Source organism: Mycobacterium sp. (assembly GCF_035640695.1).
Classification (GTDB): domain Bacteria; phylum Actinomycetota; class Actinomycetes; order Mycobacteriales; family Mycobacteriaceae; genus Mycobacterium.
Genome location: NZ_DASQVQ010000066.1, coordinates 14,096 through 30,335 on the forward strand (window position 1 = coordinate 14,096; position 16,240 = coordinate 30,335).

The 16,240-nt window shown below is 68.4% G+C and carries 19 protein-coding genes and 2 pseudogenes; 9 read left to right on the plus strand and 12 right to left on the minus strand.

Features of this window, described 5'->3' with window-relative positions; all coding sequences use genetic code 11:
- Positions 1-51 precede the first annotated feature (51 nt).
- Both VE759_RS08515 and VE759_RS08520 read left to right on the plus strand, forming a co-directional pair.
- Positions 52-1,188 (plus strand): ferredoxin reductase, encoded by a 1,137-nt coding sequence (locus VE759_RS08515; RefSeq protein ID WP_324930313.1) that lies wholly within the window; start codon positions 52-54, stop codon positions 1,186-1,188.
- Between the two features lie 78 nt (positions 1,189-1,266).
- The gene (locus VE759_RS08520) at positions 1,267-2,529 is read left to right on the plus strand and encodes a fatty acid desaturase (RefSeq protein WP_324930316.1); all 1,263 of its coding nucleotides are present in this window, start codon (positions 1,267-1,269) and stop codon (positions 2,527-2,529) included.
- Here VE759_RS08520 and VE759_RS08525 read toward each other — a convergent pair.
- The 3 genes and pseudogenes from VE759_RS08525 to aroA all read right to left on the minus strand — a co-directional run.
- Positions 2,526-2,717 (minus strand): annotated as a pseudogene (locus VE759_RS08525) (alpha/beta hydrolase-fold protein); the annotation flags it as partial. The gene VE759_RS08520 and the pseudogene VE759_RS08525 overlap by 4 nt on opposite strands.
- Before the next feature lie 126 nt (positions 2,718-2,843).
- On the minus strand, positions 2,844-3,824 hold the full coding sequence (rsgA, locus tag VE759_RS08530; RefSeq protein ID WP_324930319.1) for a ribosome small subunit-dependent GTPase A: 981 nt from the start codon (positions 3,822-3,824) through the stop codon (positions 2,844-2,846).
- The gene (aroA, locus tag VE759_RS08535; RefSeq protein WP_324930322.1) at positions 3,821-5,170 is read right to left on the minus strand and encodes a 3-phosphoshikimate 1-carboxyvinyltransferase; all 1,350 of its coding nucleotides are present in this window, start codon (positions 5,168-5,170) and stop codon (positions 3,821-3,823) included. Before aroA ends, rsgA begins: the two co-directional genes overlap by 4 nt.
- 34 nt (positions 5,171-5,204) lie before the next feature.
- On the opposite strand from aroA, the gene VE759_RS08540 reads away from it, so the two are divergent.
- Positions 5,205-5,969, plus strand: a complete 765-nt coding sequence (locus VE759_RS08540) for an SOS response-associated peptidase (RefSeq protein WP_324930325.1) — start codon at positions 5,205-5,207, stop codon at positions 5,967-5,969.
- Between the two features lie 35 nt (positions 5,970-6,004).
- Here VE759_RS08540 and VE759_RS08545 read toward each other — a convergent pair whose 3' ends face one another.
- Positions 6,005-6,493, minus strand: coding sequence for a YbaK/EbsC family protein (locus tag VE759_RS08545; RefSeq protein ID WP_324930329.1), 489 nt, complete (start codon positions 6,491-6,493; stop codon positions 6,005-6,007).
- Positions 6,493-7,341, minus strand: a complete 849-nt coding sequence (locus VE759_RS08550; RefSeq protein WP_324930332.1) for an NAD(P)-dependent oxidoreductase — start codon at positions 7,339-7,341, stop codon at positions 6,493-6,495. Before VE759_RS08550 ends, VE759_RS08545 begins: the two co-directional genes overlap by 1 nt.
- A 231-nt stretch (positions 7,342-7,572) precedes the next feature.
- Between VE759_RS08550 and VE759_RS08555 the strand changes: the two genes are divergently transcribed.
- Both VE759_RS08555 and rsrA read left to right on the plus strand, forming a co-directional pair.
- The gene (locus VE759_RS08555; RefSeq protein WP_324930335.1) at positions 7,573-8,256 is read left to right on the plus strand and encodes a sigma-70 family RNA polymerase sigma factor; all 684 of its coding nucleotides are present in this window, start codon (positions 7,573-7,575) and stop codon (positions 8,254-8,256) included.
- Positions 8,253-8,579, plus strand: coding sequence for a mycothiol system anti-sigma-R factor (gene rsrA, locus VE759_RS08560; RefSeq protein WP_414687863.1), 327 nt, complete (start codon positions 8,253-8,255; stop codon positions 8,577-8,579). The genes VE759_RS08555 and rsrA overlap by 4 nt, the downstream gene beginning before the upstream one ends.
- Before the next feature lie 14 nt (positions 8,580-8,593).
- Here rsrA and VE759_RS22880 read toward each other — a convergent pair whose 3' ends face one another.
- Positions 8,594-8,668: a 50S ribosomal protein bL37 gene (locus VE759_RS22880; protein WP_085976515.1), complete on the minus strand. Its 75-nt coding sequence runs from the start codon at positions 8,666-8,668 to the stop codon at positions 8,594-8,596.
- A gap of 117 nt (positions 8,669-8,785) precedes the next feature.
- Between VE759_RS22880 and VE759_RS08565 the strand changes: the two genes are divergently transcribed.
- Together VE759_RS08565 and VE759_RS08570 are read left to right on the plus strand one after the other, a co-directional pair.
- The gene (locus tag VE759_RS08565) at positions 8,786-9,001 is read left to right on the plus strand and encodes a biotin/lipoyl-binding carrier protein (protein WP_014208824.1); all 216 of its coding nucleotides are present in this window, start codon (positions 8,786-8,788) and stop codon (positions 8,999-9,001) included.
- Between the two features lie 4 nt (positions 9,002-9,005).
- Positions 9,006-10,478 (plus strand): sensor histidine kinase, encoded by a 1,473-nt coding sequence (locus VE759_RS08570; RefSeq protein WP_324930338.1) that lies wholly within the window; start codon positions 9,006-9,008, stop codon positions 10,476-10,478.
- A 108-nt stretch (positions 10,479-10,586) separates the two neighbouring features.
- On the opposite strand, the gene whiB1 is transcribed toward VE759_RS08570, so the two are convergent.
- A complete protein-coding gene (gene whiB1, locus VE759_RS08575) occupies positions 10,587-10,841 on the minus strand; it encodes a transcriptional regulator WhiB1 (RefSeq protein ID WP_324930341.1) in 255 nt (84 codons plus the stop codon).
- A gap of 238 nt (positions 10,842-11,079) precedes the next feature.
- Positions 11,080-12,051 (minus strand): diacylglycerol kinase family protein, encoded by a 972-nt coding sequence (locus VE759_RS08580; protein WP_324930344.1) that lies wholly within the window; start codon positions 12,049-12,051, stop codon positions 11,080-11,082.
- A 41-nt stretch (positions 12,052-12,092) separates the two neighbouring features.
- Between VE759_RS08580 and VE759_RS08585 the strand changes: the two genes are divergently transcribed.
- Positions 12,093-12,533 carry a hypothetical protein gene (locus VE759_RS08585; RefSeq protein ID WP_324930347.1) on the plus strand — a complete coding sequence of 147 codons (441 nt, stop codon included), beginning with the start codon at positions 12,093-12,095 and terminating at the stop codon, positions 12,531-12,533.
- On the opposite strand, the gene VE759_RS08590 is transcribed toward VE759_RS08585, so the two are convergent.
- Genes VE759_RS08590 through VE759_RS08600 form a run of 3 tightly spaced genes read right to left on the minus strand, consistent with a single transcriptional unit; the run spans position 12,488 to position 14,663 of the window.
- Positions 12,488-12,964: a GNAT family N-acetyltransferase gene (locus VE759_RS08590; protein WP_324930351.1), complete on the minus strand. Its 477-nt coding sequence runs from the start codon at positions 12,962-12,964 to the stop codon at positions 12,488-12,490. The genes VE759_RS08585 and VE759_RS08590 overlap by 46 nt on opposite strands.
- Positions 12,961-14,055, minus strand: coding sequence for an isochorismate synthase (locus tag VE759_RS08595; RefSeq protein WP_324930354.1), 1,095 nt, complete (start codon positions 14,053-14,055; stop codon positions 12,961-12,963). The genes VE759_RS08590 and VE759_RS08595 overlap by 4 nt, the downstream gene beginning before the upstream one ends.
- Complete coding sequence (locus tag VE759_RS08600; protein ID WP_324930357.1) at positions 14,052-14,663, minus strand: acid phosphatase; 612 nt, start codon at positions 14,661-14,663, stop codon at positions 14,052-14,054. Before VE759_RS08600 ends, VE759_RS08595 begins: the two co-directional genes overlap by 4 nt.
- A 49-nt stretch (positions 14,664-14,712) precedes the next feature.
- Between VE759_RS08600 and VE759_RS08605 the strand changes: the two genes are divergently transcribed.
- A complete protein-coding gene (locus tag VE759_RS08605) occupies positions 14,713-15,519 on the plus strand; it encodes an AAA family ATPase (protein ID WP_324930360.1) in 807 nt (268 codons plus the stop codon).
- 39 nt (positions 15,520-15,558) lie between these two features.
- Here the strand turns inward: VE759_RS08605 and VE759_RS08610 are convergent.
- Positions 15,559-16,240 (minus strand): annotated as a pseudogene (locus tag VE759_RS08610) (hypothetical protein); the annotation flags it as partial.

Here is a 16,240-nt window from a genome sequence, read left to right on the forward strand (position 1 = left end):
ACCGTAGGTTACGGTACCGTAGGTTAACGGACGGACATTACGGGGAGTGTCATGGGCGCAAAGATCAAAAAGCCCACGGCCGTCGTCGCTGAAACGCGACGGCCGCGCATTCGGGGCGACAACCCGGCGAGGCAGGCGTTGCGCGTCGTGGTCGGCCGGATCACCACGCCGCTACTGCCCGACGACTATCTGCAGCTGGCCAACCCGCTGTGGTCGGCGCGCGAATTGCGCGGCCGGGTGGTCGAGGTACGCCGCGAGACGACGGACTCCGCGACGCTGGTCATAAAGCCGGGCTGGGGCTTCACGTTCAACTACCAACCGGGCCAGTACATCGGCATCGGGCTGCTTGTCGACGGCCGCTGGCGGTGGCGGTCGTACTCGCTGACGTCCAGCCCGGCGACGTCCAAGACGGCCCGCACCATCACGATTACGGTCAAGGCGATGCCCGAGGGCTTCCTGTCCACCCATCTGGTCGGCGGCGTGGCACCGGGCACCGTCGTGCGGCTGGCCCCTCCGCAGGGCAATTTCGTGCTGCCCGACCCGGCACCGCCGTCGGTGCTGTTCATCACCGGCGGGTCCGGCATCACGCCGGTGATGTCGATGCTGCGCACGCTGGCCCGCCGTGACCAGATCACCGACGTTGTGCATTTGCATTCGGCGCCAACGGAATCCGATGTGATGTTCGCAGCCGAGCTGGCCGAGCTGACCCGGTCGCGGCCGGGCTACCGACTGCGCGTGCGCGCCACGCGCCGGGAGGGCCGGCTGGATCTGAGCCGAATCGCCGAGGCGGTACCCGACTGGCGGCAGCGGCACACCTGGGCCTGCGGACCCGAGGGGATGCTGAACGACGCCGAAAAGGTGTGGGCCGGCGAGGGTCTGGCCGAGCGGCTACACCTTGAGCGATTCGCGGTGTCGCGGGCGGCAGCGCATGGACAGGGCGGCACGGTGACGTTCGCCCGCAGCGGCAAGACCATCGCCGCCGACGCGGCCACCTCGTTGCTGGATGCGGGCGAAAGTGTCGGTGCGCGAATGCCTTTCGGCTGCCGCATGGGCATCTGCCAGTCCTGTGTCGTCGGGCTCGCGCAAGGCCATGTGCGCGATTTGCGAACCGGGACCGAGCATGAGCCGGGCACCCGGGTGCAGACCTGCATCTCGGCGGCATCGGGCGACTGTGTGCTCGATGTCTAGCCTTTACTGGTTGGTAACCTACGGTTTCGTAAGTTACGCTAGCGTAGGTTAGACAACGACCGAACGAAAGGAGGCACGATGGCCATCTCAGACGTACCGGCGTTCGCTCATCTGACCGACGCCGACATCGAGAGCCTGGGCGTGGAGCTCGACGCGATCCGCCGGGACATCGAGGACTCCCTCGGTGACCGCGACGCCCGCTACATCCGCCGCACGATCGCCGCACAGCGCGGCCTGGAGGTCGCCGCCCGCGTCATTCTGGCGGCGAGCTCCAAGCGCTCCGCATGGTGGGCAGGCGCCGCGACCCTCGGCCTGGCCAAGATCATCGAGAACATGGAAATCGGCCACAACGTCATGCACGGCCAATGGGATTGGATGAACGATCCCGAGATCCACTCCTCGTCGTGGGAGTGGGACATGGGCGGTGCGGCCAAGCACTGGCGGTTCACCCATAACTTCCAGCACCACAAGTACACCAACATTCTCGGCATGGACGACGACGTCGGCTACGGCATGCTGCGCGTCACCCGTGACCAGCGCTGGAAGCAGTACAACATTCTCAACCTGCTCTTGAACACCACGCTCGCGCTCGGTTTCGAGTGGGGAGTTGCGCTGCAGTACTTGGAACTCGGCAAGCTGTTCAAGGGCCGTGCCGATCGCGACGCGACGAAGGTGCGGCTTCGCGAGATGTCAGCCAAGGCCAGCAAGCAGCTGTTCAAGGATTACGTGGCGTTCCCGGCGCTGACCTCGCTGTCGCCCGGGGCGACCTACAAGTCCACCGCGACGGCCAACGTGCTGGCCAACGTGATCCGCAACGTATGGGCCAACGCGGTGATCTTCTGTGGCCATTTCCCTGACGGCGCAGAGAAATTCACCAAGTCCGACATGGCGGGCGAAACCAGGGGCCAGTGGTACCTGCGCCAGATGCTGGGCAGCGCGAACATCGACGCCGGCCCGGCGATGGCGTTCATGACCGGCAACTTGTCGTACCAGATCGAGCATCACCTGTATCCGGACCTGCCAAGCAACCGCCTTGCCGAGATCTCGGTGCGGGTACGCCAGGTCTGCGACAAGTACGACCTGCCCTACACCACCGGATCGTTGTTGGTGCAGTACGGCAAGGCGTGGCGGACGATCGCCAAGCTGTCGCTGCCGAACAAGTACCTGTCCGACTCCGTCGACGACGCGCCCGAGACCCGCAGCGAGAAGATGTTCGCCCAGCTGGAACCGGGATTCGCCGGCACCGACCCGGCGACCGGGCGGCGCCGCGGGTTGAAGACGGCCATCGCCGCGGTTCGCGGCTGGCGCCGTGACCGACGCGAGGCCCGCAGGGCCGCCTAGCCTGCGGCGGTCGGTGCTTTCACGCCCACAACCCGTTGCAGGTCGGGTTTCATCTGCTGCAGCTGCTGACCCCAGTAGCCCCGGCTGTGGATGCCGTCGGGGAAGTTGAACACGGCGTTGTGGCCCCCTGCGGCGAGGTATTTGTCCCTGAACCCCTGGTTGGATTCGATCGCGAAGCCCTCCAGGAACCCGAGCCCGGCAATCGGGGCGTTGGGGCTTGCCAGCGTTGGGTCGGTCGGGGTTGCGGACGATACAGCTAATATGCTCAGCTCCGACCTGCTTTCGACATTCCGGTCAGAGCAGACGCCCGGCGGCTAGGCCTCCGTCAGCACCCTGAGCAACCGCCGTGCCGCGGCCACGCGGCGTGCGGCGGGGCCCTCGAGTGTGTCCAGCGCGCACTCGGGATCGGCGGGCGGGCCGAGATGCCCACAGCCACGCGGACATTCCTTGATGGCCTCGGCCAGATCGGAAAACGCCAGCAGCACGTCGTCGGGCTGGATGTGGGCAAGCCCGAACGAACGGATGCCCGGCGTGTCGATGACCCAGCCCGATTCACGCAGCGGTAACGCGATGGATTGGCTCGACGTGTGCCGGCCCCTGCCGATGTCCGACACCGCACCGATGGCCCGATCGGCGTCCGGCACAAGACGATTGACCAACGTTGACTTGCCCACACCGGAATGTCCGAGCAGCACGGTGACCCTGCCGGCCAGCAGCGGCGCGACCGCGTCCAACGGGTCGTCGCGGCCCGCCGTGGTGATCGTGAGGTCCAGGTCGGCGAACTGTTCGGCGAACGGCTCCGGCGCCGCCAGGTCCGTCTTTGTCAGGCACAGGATCGGTTGCAGCCCACCGGCATAGGCGGCGATCAGCGAGCGGTCGACGAAGCCCGTGCGTGGCGGCGGATCGGCCAGCGCAACCACGATCAGCAGCTGGTCGGCATTGGCCACCACCACCCGCTCGGTCGGATCGGTGTCATCGGCGGTGCGGCGCAATACCGTTCGCCGCTCGCCGACCCGGACGATCCGCGCCAGCGTATCGGGGCGGCCGGACAAGTCGCCGACCACGTCGACATCATCACCCACCACGATCGCGGTGCGGCCCAATTCCCTTGCCCGCATTGCCGTCACGGGCTTGGCGGCATCGCGGTCTAGCACGCACCCCCAGCGCCCACGGTCGACCGTCACGACCATCGCCGACCGGGCGTCGGCATGTTCGGGCCGCGTCTTGGTCCGCGGCCGCGTCCCCCGGCCCGACCTGACCCGCACGTCGGATTCGTCGTAGTCGCCAGGCCTCAACGGCCGGGCACCCGCCGATTCCCGGGTCGCTGCGCCTCCGCCCGCCGCGCCTCCGCCTGCCGCGGGCCGGCCAGCATGTCAGCCCACATCCGCGGGAATTCCGGCAGCGTCTTGGCGGTGCTGGCGATGTCGTCGACGGTCACGCCGGGCACCCGCAGCCCGACGATGGCGCCGGCCGTCGCCATCCGGTGATCGGCGTACGCGTGCCAGGTGCCCGAATGCAGTGGCTGCGCGGTGACCACCAGCCCGTCGGCGGTCTGCTCACAGCGGCCGCCCAGGCCGTCGATCTCCGCGCTCAGTGCCGCCAACCGGTCCGTCTCGTGACCGCGCAGATGCGCGATGCCGCGCAGCCGCGACACCGACCCGGGCTCGGCCAGCGCGGCCAGCGCCGCCACCGACGGCGTCAGCTCACCGACGTCGTGCAGGTCGACCTCGATGCCGCCGTACGCCATCGAGCCCTGCACCTCGAGATACGAATCATCCCGCCGCACAACCGAACCGAAGGATTTCAGGATCTCGACGACGATGTCGGCGGGCTGGATGCTGACCGCGGGCCAGCCCTCGACGCCGAGCGTGCCGCCCGTCACCACCGCCGCGGCCAAAAACGGCACCGCGTTGGAAAGGTCCGGTTCGATCGTCCAGTCGCGGCCCGCGATCGGGCCGGCCGCCACCCGCCACCGGTTCGCGCCCGAGTCGTCGACGTCCACGCCGGCCTCGCGCAGCATCGCCACCGTCATTGCGATGTGTGGCGCCGACGGCAGCGCCGCGCCGGTATGCGCGACCTGCAGGCCGTCGGTGAACGCGGCACCCGAAAGCAGCAACCCGGACACAAACTGCGACGACGCCGACGCGTCGATCCGCACGGTGCCGCCGCTGACCGAGCCGGTGCCGCGCACTCGAAACGGCAGGCCGTCGCCGTCGACGCCCACGCCGAGGTTGCGCAACGCAGCCAGCAGCGGGCTGATCGGCCGGGCCCGGGCCTGCTCGTCGCCGTCGAACGTGACCACCGCGGTGCCAAGGGCGGCCAGCGGCGGCACGAATCGCAGCACCGTTCCGGCCAGCCCGCAATCCACCCGGGCATCGGGTCCGGGCGTGATGCGACCGCCGATCGTCAGCTCGGTGGCAGTGCCCTCGACCTTGAGACCCAAGGTCTGCAATGCGCCGATCATCAGGTCGGTGTCGCGGCTGCGCAGCGCGCCACTGATCGTCGACGTGCCGTTGCGCTGCGCGGCGGCCAGCGCGGCCAGCACCAGCGCCCGGTTAGTCTGCGACTTCGAGCCCGGGACGTTGACCGTCGCATGGACGGGAGCCGGCGCCGTCGGCGCGGCCCAAGACTCGGTGCTCACCGCTCCATCATCGCTTGTCTGCCACGATGGAACCATGTGCGGTCGATTCGCGGTGACCACCGACCCGGCGTTGCTGGCCGAGAAGATCCAGGCGATCGACGAAGCGTCGAAGGACGCCGCGGCGCCCAACTACAACGTCGCGCCGACGACGAACATCGCGGCCGTGGTGCGCCGGCACTCCGAACCCGACGACGACCCGACGCGGCGCCTGCGGCTGATGCGCTGGGGTCTGGTTCCGCCGTGGGTGAAGGCAGGACCCGACGGCGGGCCCGACAACAAGGGCCCGCAGCTGATCAACGCCCGTGCCGACAAGGTGACCACGTCGCCGGCGTTCCGGTCGTCGGCCAAGGGCAAGCGCTGCCTGATCCCGATGAGCGGCTGGTATGAGTGGCGCAAGAACCCCGACACGCCGTCGGGCAAGAAGGCCCACAAGACGCCGTTCTACATGACGCCCGGCGATGACAACCTGATCTGCATGGCAGGCCTGTGGTCGGTGTGGCGGCCCAAGGACGCGTCGAAGGCCGACCCGCCGCTGCTGAGCTGCACCATCATCACCACCGACGCGGTCGGCCCGCTCGCCGAGATCCACAACCGGATGCCGCTGATGATCGACGAGCGGGACTGGGATCGCTGGCTGGACCCCGACGCCCCGCTCGAGCCCGAACTGCTCACGGTGCGCGCCGACCTGTCCGACCTCGAGATCCGGGAGATATCGACGTTGGTGAACAGCGTGCGCAACAACGGCCCGGAGCTGATCGAGCCGGCGCAGCCGCAAGGTAGTCAGGAAACATTGCTCTAGGGCTTAGGGCTCTGAGGCCCTAAGCCTTAGAGGCCCTAAGCCTGAATTGCGGCGACCGCCGCGGACGTGAGCCGGATCAGATCGCGCGGGTCCACCGCGACGTCCCATCCGCGCCTGCCCGCGCTGCAGTAGACGCGCTCCCAAGTCAGCGCATCGGCATCGACGACGGTCGGCAGCCGCTTGCGCTGCCCGAACGGCGAGATCGCGCCGACCAGGTAGCCGGTCGCGCGCTGGGCGGTGGCGGGGTCCGCGATCGTCGCCTTGGCGGCGCCAAGCGCCGCCGCCGCGGCCTTCAGCGACAGCCGCGCCGGCACCGGCACCACCGCGACGGCCAGGCCCTTCGGCACCGCGATGACGAGCGTCTTGTAGATCTGCCCGGGCGCGATGTCAGCGGATTCGGTGAGCGCCTCGACGGCCTCGCCGCCGAAGCCGCGCTGCTGCGGGTCGTGTTCGAATTTCACCACCTCGTGCGGCACGCCGGCGGCGATCAGCGCGGCGATGGCCGGCGTCGCGGCCCGCGACACTATGCCTTGCGGTATCCGGGCGGGTTGGCGGCATCCACCCACAGGTCGACGCCGAGCTCGGCGCCGGGCACACAGTCATAAACCGACAGGTCGCTGACGCCGTTTTCGACGAGCACGTCCTCGCACAACGCGCTGTTGCCGGTGTACGTGGTCGCCGGCTTGTTGAGGATCACGTACGCGGCGTCGGCGTATACGTCCGGCTTGCGCGCGCGGCCCATCGCCTCGTCGCCACCGAGCAGATTCTGCACGGCCGCCGTCGCGACCAGTGTGCGCGGCCACAACGTATTCGACGCGATGCCGTCGCCGCGCAGCTCCTCGGCCATCGCCAGCCCGCACAGCGTCATTCCGTACTTGGCCATCATGTAGGCAGTCGGCTTGAGCCATTTGGGCTCCAGCCGTATCGGCGGCGACAGCGTCAGGATGTGCGGGTTTTCGCGCCCCTTCATGTGCGGGATGCAGGCCCGGGAGACCGCATAGGTGCCGCGAACCTGGATGCCGTTCATCAGGTCGAAGCGCTTGAGCGGCACGTCGAGGATCGACCCGACGTTGATCGCCGACGCGTTGTTGACACAGATGTCGATGCCGCCGAACTGCTCGACGGTCGCTGCCACCGCGGCCTCGACCGCATCACCGTCACGGATGTCGCCGACGATCGGCAGCGCCCGCCCGCCGGCCTGTTCGAGTTCCTTAGCGGCGGTGTACACCGTGCCCGGCAACTTCGGGTGCGGTTCGGCGGTCTTGGCGATCAGCGCGATGTTGGCGCCGTCCGCCGCGGCACGCTTGGCGATCGCCAGCCCGATTCCGCGGCTGGCGCCGGAGATGAACATGGTCTTCCCGGAGAGCGACATGGCATCAGACATTAGCGGGGATCAGGGCCAACGGGGCAGGCGCGTGGCGACCCGGGGAACAAGAAGCCGGGCGGGCGCTGTTGTTGCCTGCAGCGACGCGGGATGGCCGACATCAGGGCGGCCTGGCCGCATCCGTAGAATCAGGCGAAGGGGAGTCAGGTGTCGACGGCGTGCCTCGAACGTCCGGTGTTGTCACCGGTGTTTTTCGGGATCGCCAAGGAAGGGACCCTCATGACGGAGGTCGATGGTGCGGGTACTGCACCGTCAGACCGCGAGCCGCCGGATTCTGCCGCGCCCGAACCACCCGCTACAAGCACCGAGGCCGACGCCGAGCTGTTGGCCCGGTTCGAGCGCGACGCGATCCCCCTGCTCGACCAGCTCTACGGCGGCGCGCTGCGGATGACCCGCAATCCCGCCGATGCCGAGGATCTGCTGCAGGAAACCATGGTGAAGGCCTACGCGGGTTTCCGGTCGTTCCGCGAGGGCACGAACCTGAAGGCGTGGCTGTACCGGATCCTGACCAACACCTACATCAACAGTTATCGCAGGAGGCAGCGGCAGCCGTCGGAGTATCCGACCGAGGAGATCACCGATTGGCAGCTGGCCGCCAACGCCGAGCACTCCTCGAGCGGCCTGCGCTCGGCCGAGGTCGAGGCGCTGGAGGCGCTGCCCGACGACGAGATCAAGGCCGCGCTGCAGGCGCTGCCCGAGGAATTCCGCATGGCGGTGTACTACGCCGACGTCGAAGGCTTCCCATACAAGGAGATCGCGGAGATCATGGACACGCCGATCGGCACGGTGATGTCGCGACTGCACCGCGGCCGACGTCAGCTGCGCGGTCTGCTCGCCGACGTCGCGAAGGAGCGCGGCTTCAACCGCGCAGCGCTCCGGGCCACAGAGGAGGTGTCGTCGTGAGTCACCCGCATGACCACGCGCATGACCACGCTAGCGAAGACGCTGAAGTACACTGCGGCCCAGGCCATCCCGAATACGACGAGGTCGAGTGCGCGGCGGTGGTCGCCGAGGTGTGGACGCTGCTGGACGGCGAATGCACCGCGGAGACCCGCGACAAGCTGCGCCGCCATCTCGAGGCGTGCCCCGGCTGCCTGCGCCACTACGGGCTCGAGGAGCGGATCAAGCAGTTGATCGCCAGCAAGTGCGGCGGCGAGCGGGCGCCGGACCGACTGCGACAGCGGCTGCTGATGGAGATCAGCCGCACCACGATCTACAAGACCTAGCCTCAACCGGGCGGCTAGCTGTTCGGGCGCTTGCCGTGGTTGGCCTTGCTGTGCTTGCGGTCTCGCTTCTTGCGGCCACGCTTGGCCATGTTGCTTCCTCCCGGTTGTTGACTGACACCCAGTGTCTCATGGCTTGGCCGGTCGGCTGACCGCCCGCCGTTGTGGTTCGATATGTAGCGACAACAGGCGTAATGAACGGGGTGAGGATGGCCGAGGACGTTCGCGCGGAAATCGTGGCCAGTGTGCTCGAGGTCGTGGTCAACGAGGGCGATCAGATCGGCGAGGGCGACACCCTGGTGCTGCTTGAGTCGATGAAGATGGAGATCCCCGTGCTGGCGGAGGTGGCGGGCACCGTGAGCAAGGTCAGCGTGTCGGTCGGCGACGTGATTCAGGCGGGCGACCTCATCGCCGTGATTTCTTAGCCGGATGTCCACCCTCGGTGACCTGCTCGCCGAGCACACCGTCCTCCCCGGCGACGCGGTCGATCACCTGCACGCGGTCGTCGGCGAGTGGCAGATGCTGGCCGACTTGTCCTTCGCCGACTTCCTGATGTGGGTGCGGCGCGACGACGGCGTGCTGGTGTGTGTGGCGCAGTGCCGGCCGAACACCGCACCGACGGTGTTGTTGACCGACGCCGTCGGCACGATCGCGACCGCCGCGGGGTGGCCGATGGTTGCCGAGGCATTCGAATCGGGCGCGATCGAGCGCGGCGGGCATGTCGGGATGGACGTCGAGGCGGTGCCGGTGCGACACCACAACCGGGTGGTGGCGGTGTTGACGCACCAGACCGCGGTGGCGGCGCGACGCAAATCCAGCCCGCTGGAGCTGGCCTACATCGATTGCGCGAATGATCTGCTGCAGATGCTGTCCGAGGGCACCTTCCCGAACGTCGGCGACGTGGCGATGTCGCGGTCGAGCCCACGGGTGGGTGACGGGTTCATCCGGCTCGATGTCGAGGGTCGCGTGGTCTTCGCGAGCCCCAACGCGCTGTCGGCCTACCACCGGATGGGCCTTACGTCGGAGTTGGCGGGCCACAATCTGGTCAGCGTCACGCGGCCGCTGATATCCGATTCGTTCGAGGCGCTGGAGCTCGCCAAACACGTGCGCGACTCGCTGGCGGGCGGGTCGAGCATGCGGATGGAGGTCGACGCCGGCGGCGCCGCGGTACTGCTGCGCACCCTGCCGCTGGTGGCGCACGGCAAGGCCGTCGGCGCCGTGGTGCTGATTCGTGACGTCACCGAGGTCAAGCGCCGCGACCGGGCGCTGCTGTCCAAGGACGCCACCATCCGTGAGATCCACCACCGCGTAAAGAACAACCTGCAGACGGTCGCGGCCTTGCTGCGGCTGCAGGCGCGTCGCACCAACAACGCCGAGGGACGCGAGGCGCTGATCGAGTCGGTGCGGCGGGTGTCCTCGATCGCCCAGGTGCACGAGGCGTTGTCGATGTCGGTCGACGAGCAGGTCAACCTCGACGCGGTGGTCGACAAGATCCTGCCGATCATGGGCGATGTCGCCACCGTCGACTCGCACGTCACGGTCAACCGGGAGGGTGCGCTGGGTGTGCTCGACGCCGATCGCGCCACGGCGCTGATCATGGTGATCACCGAGCTCGTGCAGAACGCGATCGAGCACGCGTTCGATCCCGGAACTCAGCACGGTCGGGTGATCATCCGCGCCGAACGCTCGGCCCGCTGGCTAGACGTGGTGATTCACGACGATGGTCGCGGCCTGCCCGACGGGTTCAGCCTGGAGAAATCCGACCGGTTGGGATTGCAGATCGTGCGCACGCTGGTGTCGGCCGAACTGGACGGCTCGCTGGGCATGCACGACGCGCCCGACGGCGGCACCGACGTGGTGCTGAGAGTGCCGATCGGCCGGCGCATGCGGCTCGCCCAGTAGTCGGCTCGCCCCGTAGTCGGCTCGCCCCGTAGTCATCTCGCCCCGTAGTCATCAGGAAACGCGGCGCAATTCCGTGACGGAATTCTGCGCGGTAGATATTCGGGGCTGTTAGACGCCGGTGCGAGCCCGTGTCCGGGCGTTGCGCCGCTTCAGCGCGCGGCGTTCGTCCTCACTCATGCCGCCCCACACGCCGGCGTCCTGGCCGGTGTCCAATGCCCAGGTGAGGCACTCGGTGGTGACGGGACAACGATTACAGACCAACTTCGCGTCAGCGATCTGGGCAAGGGCGGGCCCGCTGTTTCCGACCGGGAAGAACAGCTCCGGATCCTCGTCACGACAGACCGCCTTATGCCGCCAATCCATGCTCTAGTACTCCCTTACTGCGAGCGCGCCGATGTGCACACGTTTTGTCTTCCGCTGTTAACGCGTGCACCGGAATTGTTTCTGCACTGTTGCTTGCGATCGTTGCATAAGCTCAACAGATGTCAATAGCGCGGGTTAACACGTGGTCTATCTCACTTTGGCGATCCGTTTCCGAATCCCTTAACCGTTTGTACTACAATCAACCGATCTGCGCCCGAAATCATCTAGGCCGGCGCCGTTATCGCAGGTCAGATCCGGTGTTTGCAGGTGGTGCGAGCACGCCCAGTGCGTCGGGCACCGCAGTGAACGTCATCGCATCGCGCAGTCCAAGGTATTCGCCGTCGATCTGGGCGGCCACCGGCGTGCCGGCGCAGACCCGCACCCACGGCAGGTCGTCGTTGCGGATCAGCTGTTTGGCGTTCGGGTCCGGCCGCTTCGACAACATCTGGCGCACCAGCCGCAACGTCGGCCACACCTTCATGCTGGTGGTCGCGAACACCCCCAAACCGGTTTCGAAAGTGGTGGTCGGGTTGGTCCACACCGGCCGGTCGTTGGCGTAGGTCCATGGGCTCGAGTTCGACACTAACACCAGATAAACGCAGCTGGCCGGCTTGCCGTCGGGCAGCTGCAGCGTGAGGACGGGCTCGCTGCGGCGACTGCGCAACACCTCCCGCACCGCGACGCGGATGTACCGCGACGCCCTGACCCTGCGGCCCTTGTTGCGTTGCGCGTCGACGGCGGCCACGACCTCGCCGTCGACGCCCATCCCGGCGGTGAAGATCGCCCAACGCTCGCCGCAGTCCATCAGCCCGATCCGGCGCCAGTTTCCGGTGCGCCGGTGCTCGCCGAGCAGGTCGACAAGCTGATTGGTGGCCTCGATTGGATCGGCCGAGATGCCCAGTGCGCGGGCGAACACGTTGGCCGAGCCCCCGGGGACCACGCCGACGGCGGGTGCACGCACGGCATGCTGCTGGCCTGGCTTGCCCAGCACGCCGTTGACCACCTCGTTCACGGTGCCGTCTCCGCCGTGCACGATCACCACGTCCACCCCGTCGTGCGCGGCGGCGCGGGCGATCTCGGTGGCGTGGTCACGGTGATTGGTGTGCGCGACCGTCAGCTCGACGCGGCTTTCCAATGCGTGCGCGAGCAGGTCGCGTCCGGCCGGCGTGGTGGACGTGGCGTTGGGATTGACGATCAGCACGGCACGCACGGGGCAACAGCCTAACGGCGTGAGGTATCTACGCTTGGCTGGTGACCACTCGTGCACCGGCCGCGGTGCGACGCGCCGGCGCCATCGTCGCCGTCGAGGGTGTCGTCGCCCTTGCCGTCGCGGTCGTCCTGGTGATTCGCGGATTCACCGGCGCCGATCAGCGCGTCGTCAACGGATTCGGCACCGCGGTGTGGTTTGTCATCATCGGCGGCGGTGTGCTCGCCGCGGGGTGGGCGCTGTACACCGGAAGGCGCTGGGGCCGGGGGCTCGCGGTGGTCGCCCAGCTGCTGCTGCTTCCGGTGGCGTGGTACGTCGCGGTGGGATCGCACCGACCGGAGTTCGGGATTCCGGTGGCGGTCGTCGCGTTCGCCACGCTGGTGCTGTTGTTCAGCCCGTCGGCGCTGCGCTGGGCCGCCGGAGCGCAGGAAACCACCGGTTACGAGCCGGCGAGCTCCGACAGCGCCGAACCGGACACCCGATAGGTGATCCAGTCACTTTGCGGCAGCGCGCCGACGGACTCGTAGAACGCGATCGCGTCGACGTTCCAGTCCAGCACCGCCCACGTCACGCGGCTGTACCCGTTATCGACGCACTCGCGCGCCAGCTCGGACAACAGCGCGCGGGCCAAGCCGCGGCGGCGAAACTTGGGCCGCACGTAGAGGTCTTCCAGGTAGATGCCGGCCACACCGTCCCATGTCGAGAAGTTCAAGAACCACAGCGCACCGGCCGCGATCTCGCCGTCGACCTCCGCAACGTGCGCGTGCACCGTCGGCATGTCACCGAAAAGCGCGGTGCGCATCTGGCTTTCGGTCACGGTGCATTGGTCGCCCGCTCGCTCGAACCCTGCCAGCTCGTGACATATCGCGGTCAGGTCGGCCTCGTCGCCGGGCTTGGCCGGCCTGATCGTGGTCATGGCTGCACGCCGAGGGCCGACAAGATGGTCTTGAATTTGGTTGTGGTTTCGGCTAATTCGTCGTCCGGATCGGAGCCGGCCACGATGCCGCCGCCGGAATGGGCCCTGGCCGTGCGCCGGTCGGCCGACAGCTGCGCGCAGCGGATCGACACCACCCAGCGGCCGTCGCCGCTCTGGTCGCACCAGCCCGCCGTCCCGGCGTAGAACCCGCGGTCGCCCTCCACCCCCGCGATCAAGGCAAGGGCCGCGTCCGTCGGAACCCCGCCGACCGCCGGCGTCGGATGCAAGGCAAGCGCGAGATCCAGCGCGGTCGTTGACGTTTCGCGAACCCGGCCGGTAATGGGTGTGCTCAGATGCCACAGCGCCGCGGTCGCACTGAGCTGCGGTGCCGCCGCGACCTGCAGATCGACGCACAACGGGTCGAGGGCCTTGCGCATCGCGTCGACCACCATCGTGTGCTCAAGGCGGTTCTTCGCGGACTCGATCAGCGCGGTGCCGTTCGCCCGGTCGGTGTCCGGATCGGCCGAGCGCGGCGCCGACCCGGCGAACGGCCGGCACGCGACCTGCTCGCCGCGGCGGCTCACCAGCAGCTCGGGGCTGGCGCCGATGAGCACCCGGCCCGCATAGCGGCCGCCGGCCGGTGTCAGGTCCACCAGGTATGTGTTGGCCGCGGGATCGTCGGCCGCGAGCCGGCCCAGCACGGTGCGGACATCCAGCGGATTGTCGGCTGCCAGATTGAGCGCGCGGGCAAGCACCACCTTGCGCAGCACAGTCCCCGGGGCGGTCAGTGCCCGCACCGCCCTACGCACCCGTTCGACGTGCTCTTCGGGCGACGGCACCTGTCCGGCGATCCGCACCTCAGGCAGCCGTTGGGCCGGCCAGGACGGCGGCGCGTCGGTGAACCGGTGCGTCCGCGGTCGCATCAGCGCCACCGGCGCTGTCGGGTCAAACGGCAACGCGCCCAAGACAATCGGCGTGCGCCCGGCTCGCAACGCCGCGCGCGCCGCGATGGCGGTCGGATACCTGGTGTGGATGCCGTCGGCGATCAGCGCGCCGGTCGGACCGGCCAGCACAAACGACGGCTCGCTCATGTGTATGAGACCGGATGCGGATAGCCGGTCAATCCCAGCGCCGCGAGTTGCCGCACGCCGTGTTCGAAGCCGCACACCGCGACCGAGGCGGCGGGCATCGCGACCCTGGCGCCCTCCGGCAGCGGCAGCTCGACCCATCGGGTGATGATTGCCCGGGAGAAATGGCCGTGTCCGACGAACACGACGTCGCGCGATTCCATGTTGTCCAGGGCCAGGGCCACCGCCTTGTCGGCGCGCTCGCAGACCTGCTCGACACTCTCGCCGCCCGGAGAGCCGTGCGTCCACACCAGCCAGTCCGGGACGGACTTGCGGATTTCGGGTGTGGTCAGGCCTTCGAAGTCGCCGTAGTCCCACTCGGCCAGCAGCGGCGACACCTCGTCGACGGTCAACCCGGCTAACTCGGCGGTGACGACCGCCCGCCGCCGGGGGCTGCTGACCACCCAGGGATCCGTCAAATTCAGCTGACGCAGTGCCTCACCGAGAATTTTGGCCCGTTTGCAGCCGGTCTCGGTGAGTTCCAGATCGGTGCGGCTGGTGTGCTTGCCGTCGCGGGACCACTCGGTTTCGCCGTGGCGAACGAGTAGCAGCCGATGCTGCTGAATGGTCACGGTGTGATTCTGCCGCACCGGCCACGCGACCGTCCGGCTGCGTGTCAGGATGAACCCCGTGACGCGGGTTCTTGCGGTGGCAAATCAAAAGGGCGGAGTTGCCAAGACGACGACGGTCGCTTCGTTGGGGGCGGCGATGGTCGAAAAGCGCAAACGGGTGCTGCTCGTCGACCTCGACCCACAGGGCTGCCTGACGTTCTCGCTGGGCCACGATCCGGACAAGCTGCCGGTGTCGGTGCACGAGGTGCTGCTTGGCGAGGTGGAACCGGAAGCGACGCTGGTCGACACCAGCGAGGGGATGACGCTGCTGCCGGCCAACATCGATTTGGCCGGCGTGGAGGCGATGCTGCTGATGCGGGCCGGCCGCGAGTACGCGCTCAAGCGAGCGTTGGCCAAGATCAGCGGCGAGTTCGACGTGGTGATCATCGACTGCCCGCCGTCGCTGGGCGTGCTCACTCTCAATGGGCTGACCGCGGCCGACGACGTGATGGTGCCGCTGCAGTGCGAGACGCTGGCGCATCGCGGCGTCGGGCAGCTGCTGCGCACCGTCGCCGACGTGCAGCAGATCACCAACCCGGATCTGAGCCTGCTCGGCGCGCTCCCGACGCTGTACGACTCGCGCACCACCCACACCCGCGACGTGCTGCTCGACGTGGCCGACCGCTACGACCTGCAGGTGCTGGCGCCGCCGATTCCGCGCACGGTGCGCTTCGCGGAGGCCAGCGCGTCGGGCTGCTCGGTGCTGGCCAGCCGCAAGAACAAGGGCGCGATCGCATACCGGGAGCTCGCGACTTCGCTGCTCAAGCACTGGAACTCGGGCAAGCCGCTGGCGAACTTTGCGCTCGAGGTGGTTTAGCGGCGCCGGTCAGGCGCCCCGGGAACAAGTCACCGACGGCTAGCCGCGGTCACCGAGTGCGACGATCGTGTCGCCCCGCTGTTCGACGACGGTCGTGCCGGCCAGGCCGGGCAGCACCGGCGGTTGCACACCGCCGCGGTCGGCCGGAATCACCCGATCGGGGGCCCCGGTCATCGGGTCGTAGACGCCCATCCCGGTGCTGAGTGGTATCAGCAGCCGGTCGGCCATCATCGCGCCGGGGCCGATCGGCGTCGCGGCGCCGGCCGCGATCGCGTACCGGTAGGTCAGCGAACTGCCGTCGAGCACCACCACGCTGTCGCCGGTCCAGACCGTGACGAGGTCACCGGCCCGCGATGCGCTGATCGCCGGCGGCGCCGGCTTCGCCAGCGCCGTGCTCGATATCTCCACGCCGGTCTCGTCATACACCACGATCCGCGGTTGCGGCGCGGGCAGATACACCGCCGTGCGCTGACCGGACACCATCAGCACCTTCGCGCCGGACTTGGCGTCGGCGCCGGTCTGCTCGGCGTAGCGCTGCTCGGGCGACACATCTTCCTTGGCAACCTTCAGCATGGTCAGGCGCAGATCCGGCGCATTCGGGCAGGCCTCGAGAATCGACGCCGCGTCGGAGCTGGCCGCCACCGAGACGAAAGTGCACGGCGGCTGCGGCTGCACCGGCGGATTGATCGGCGCGTCGAGCGGGCCCCACGCCAGCGTGCGC

What these genes read in the sequence shown, in the direction of transcription:
- VE759_RS08515 (WP_324930313.1), top strand. Translation starts at nt 52, where the DNA reads ATGGGCGCAAAGATCAAAAAGCCCACGGCCGTCGTCGCTGAAACGCGA.
- VE759_RS08520 (WP_324930316.1), top strand. Translation starts at nt 1,267, where the DNA reads ATGGCCATCTCAGACGTACCGGCGTTCGCTCATCTGACCGACGCCGAC.
- VE759_RS08540 (WP_324930325.1), top strand. Translation starts at nt 5,205, where the DNA reads ATGTGCGGTCGATTCGCGGTGACCACCGACCCGGCGTTGCTGGCCGAG.
- VE759_RS08550 (WP_324930332.1), bottom strand. Translation starts at nt 7,341, where the DNA reads ATGTCGCTCTCCGGGAAGACCATGTTCATCTCCGGCGCCAGCCGCGGA.
- VE759_RS08555 (WP_324930335.1), top strand. Translation starts at nt 7,573, where the DNA reads ATGACGGAGGTCGATGGTGCGGGTACTGCACCGTCAGACCGCGAGCCG.
- VE759_RS08565 (WP_014208824.1), top strand. Translation starts at nt 8,786, where the DNA reads ATGGCCGAGGACGTTCGCGCGGAAATCGTGGCCAGTGTGCTCGAGGTC.
- VE759_RS08570 (WP_324930338.1), top strand. Translation starts at nt 9,006, where the DNA reads ATGTCCACCCTCGGTGACCTGCTCGCCGAGCACACCGTCCTCCCCGGC.
- whiB1 (WP_324930341.1), bottom strand. Translation starts at nt 10,841, where the DNA reads ATGGATTGGCGGCATAAGGCGGTCTGTCGTGACGAGGATCCGGAGCTG.
- VE759_RS08590 (WP_324930351.1), bottom strand. Translation starts at nt 12,964, where the DNA reads ATGACCACGATCAGGCCGGCCAAGCCCGGCGACGAGGCCGACCTGACC.
- VE759_RS08595 (WP_324930354.1), bottom strand. Translation starts at nt 14,055, where the DNA reads ATGAGCGAGCCGTCGTTTGTGCTGGCCGGTCCGACCGGCGCGCTGATC.
- VE759_RS08605 (WP_324930360.1), top strand. Translation starts at nt 14,713, where the DNA reads ATGAACCCCGTGACGCGGGTTCTTGCGGTGGCAAATCAAAAGGGCGGA.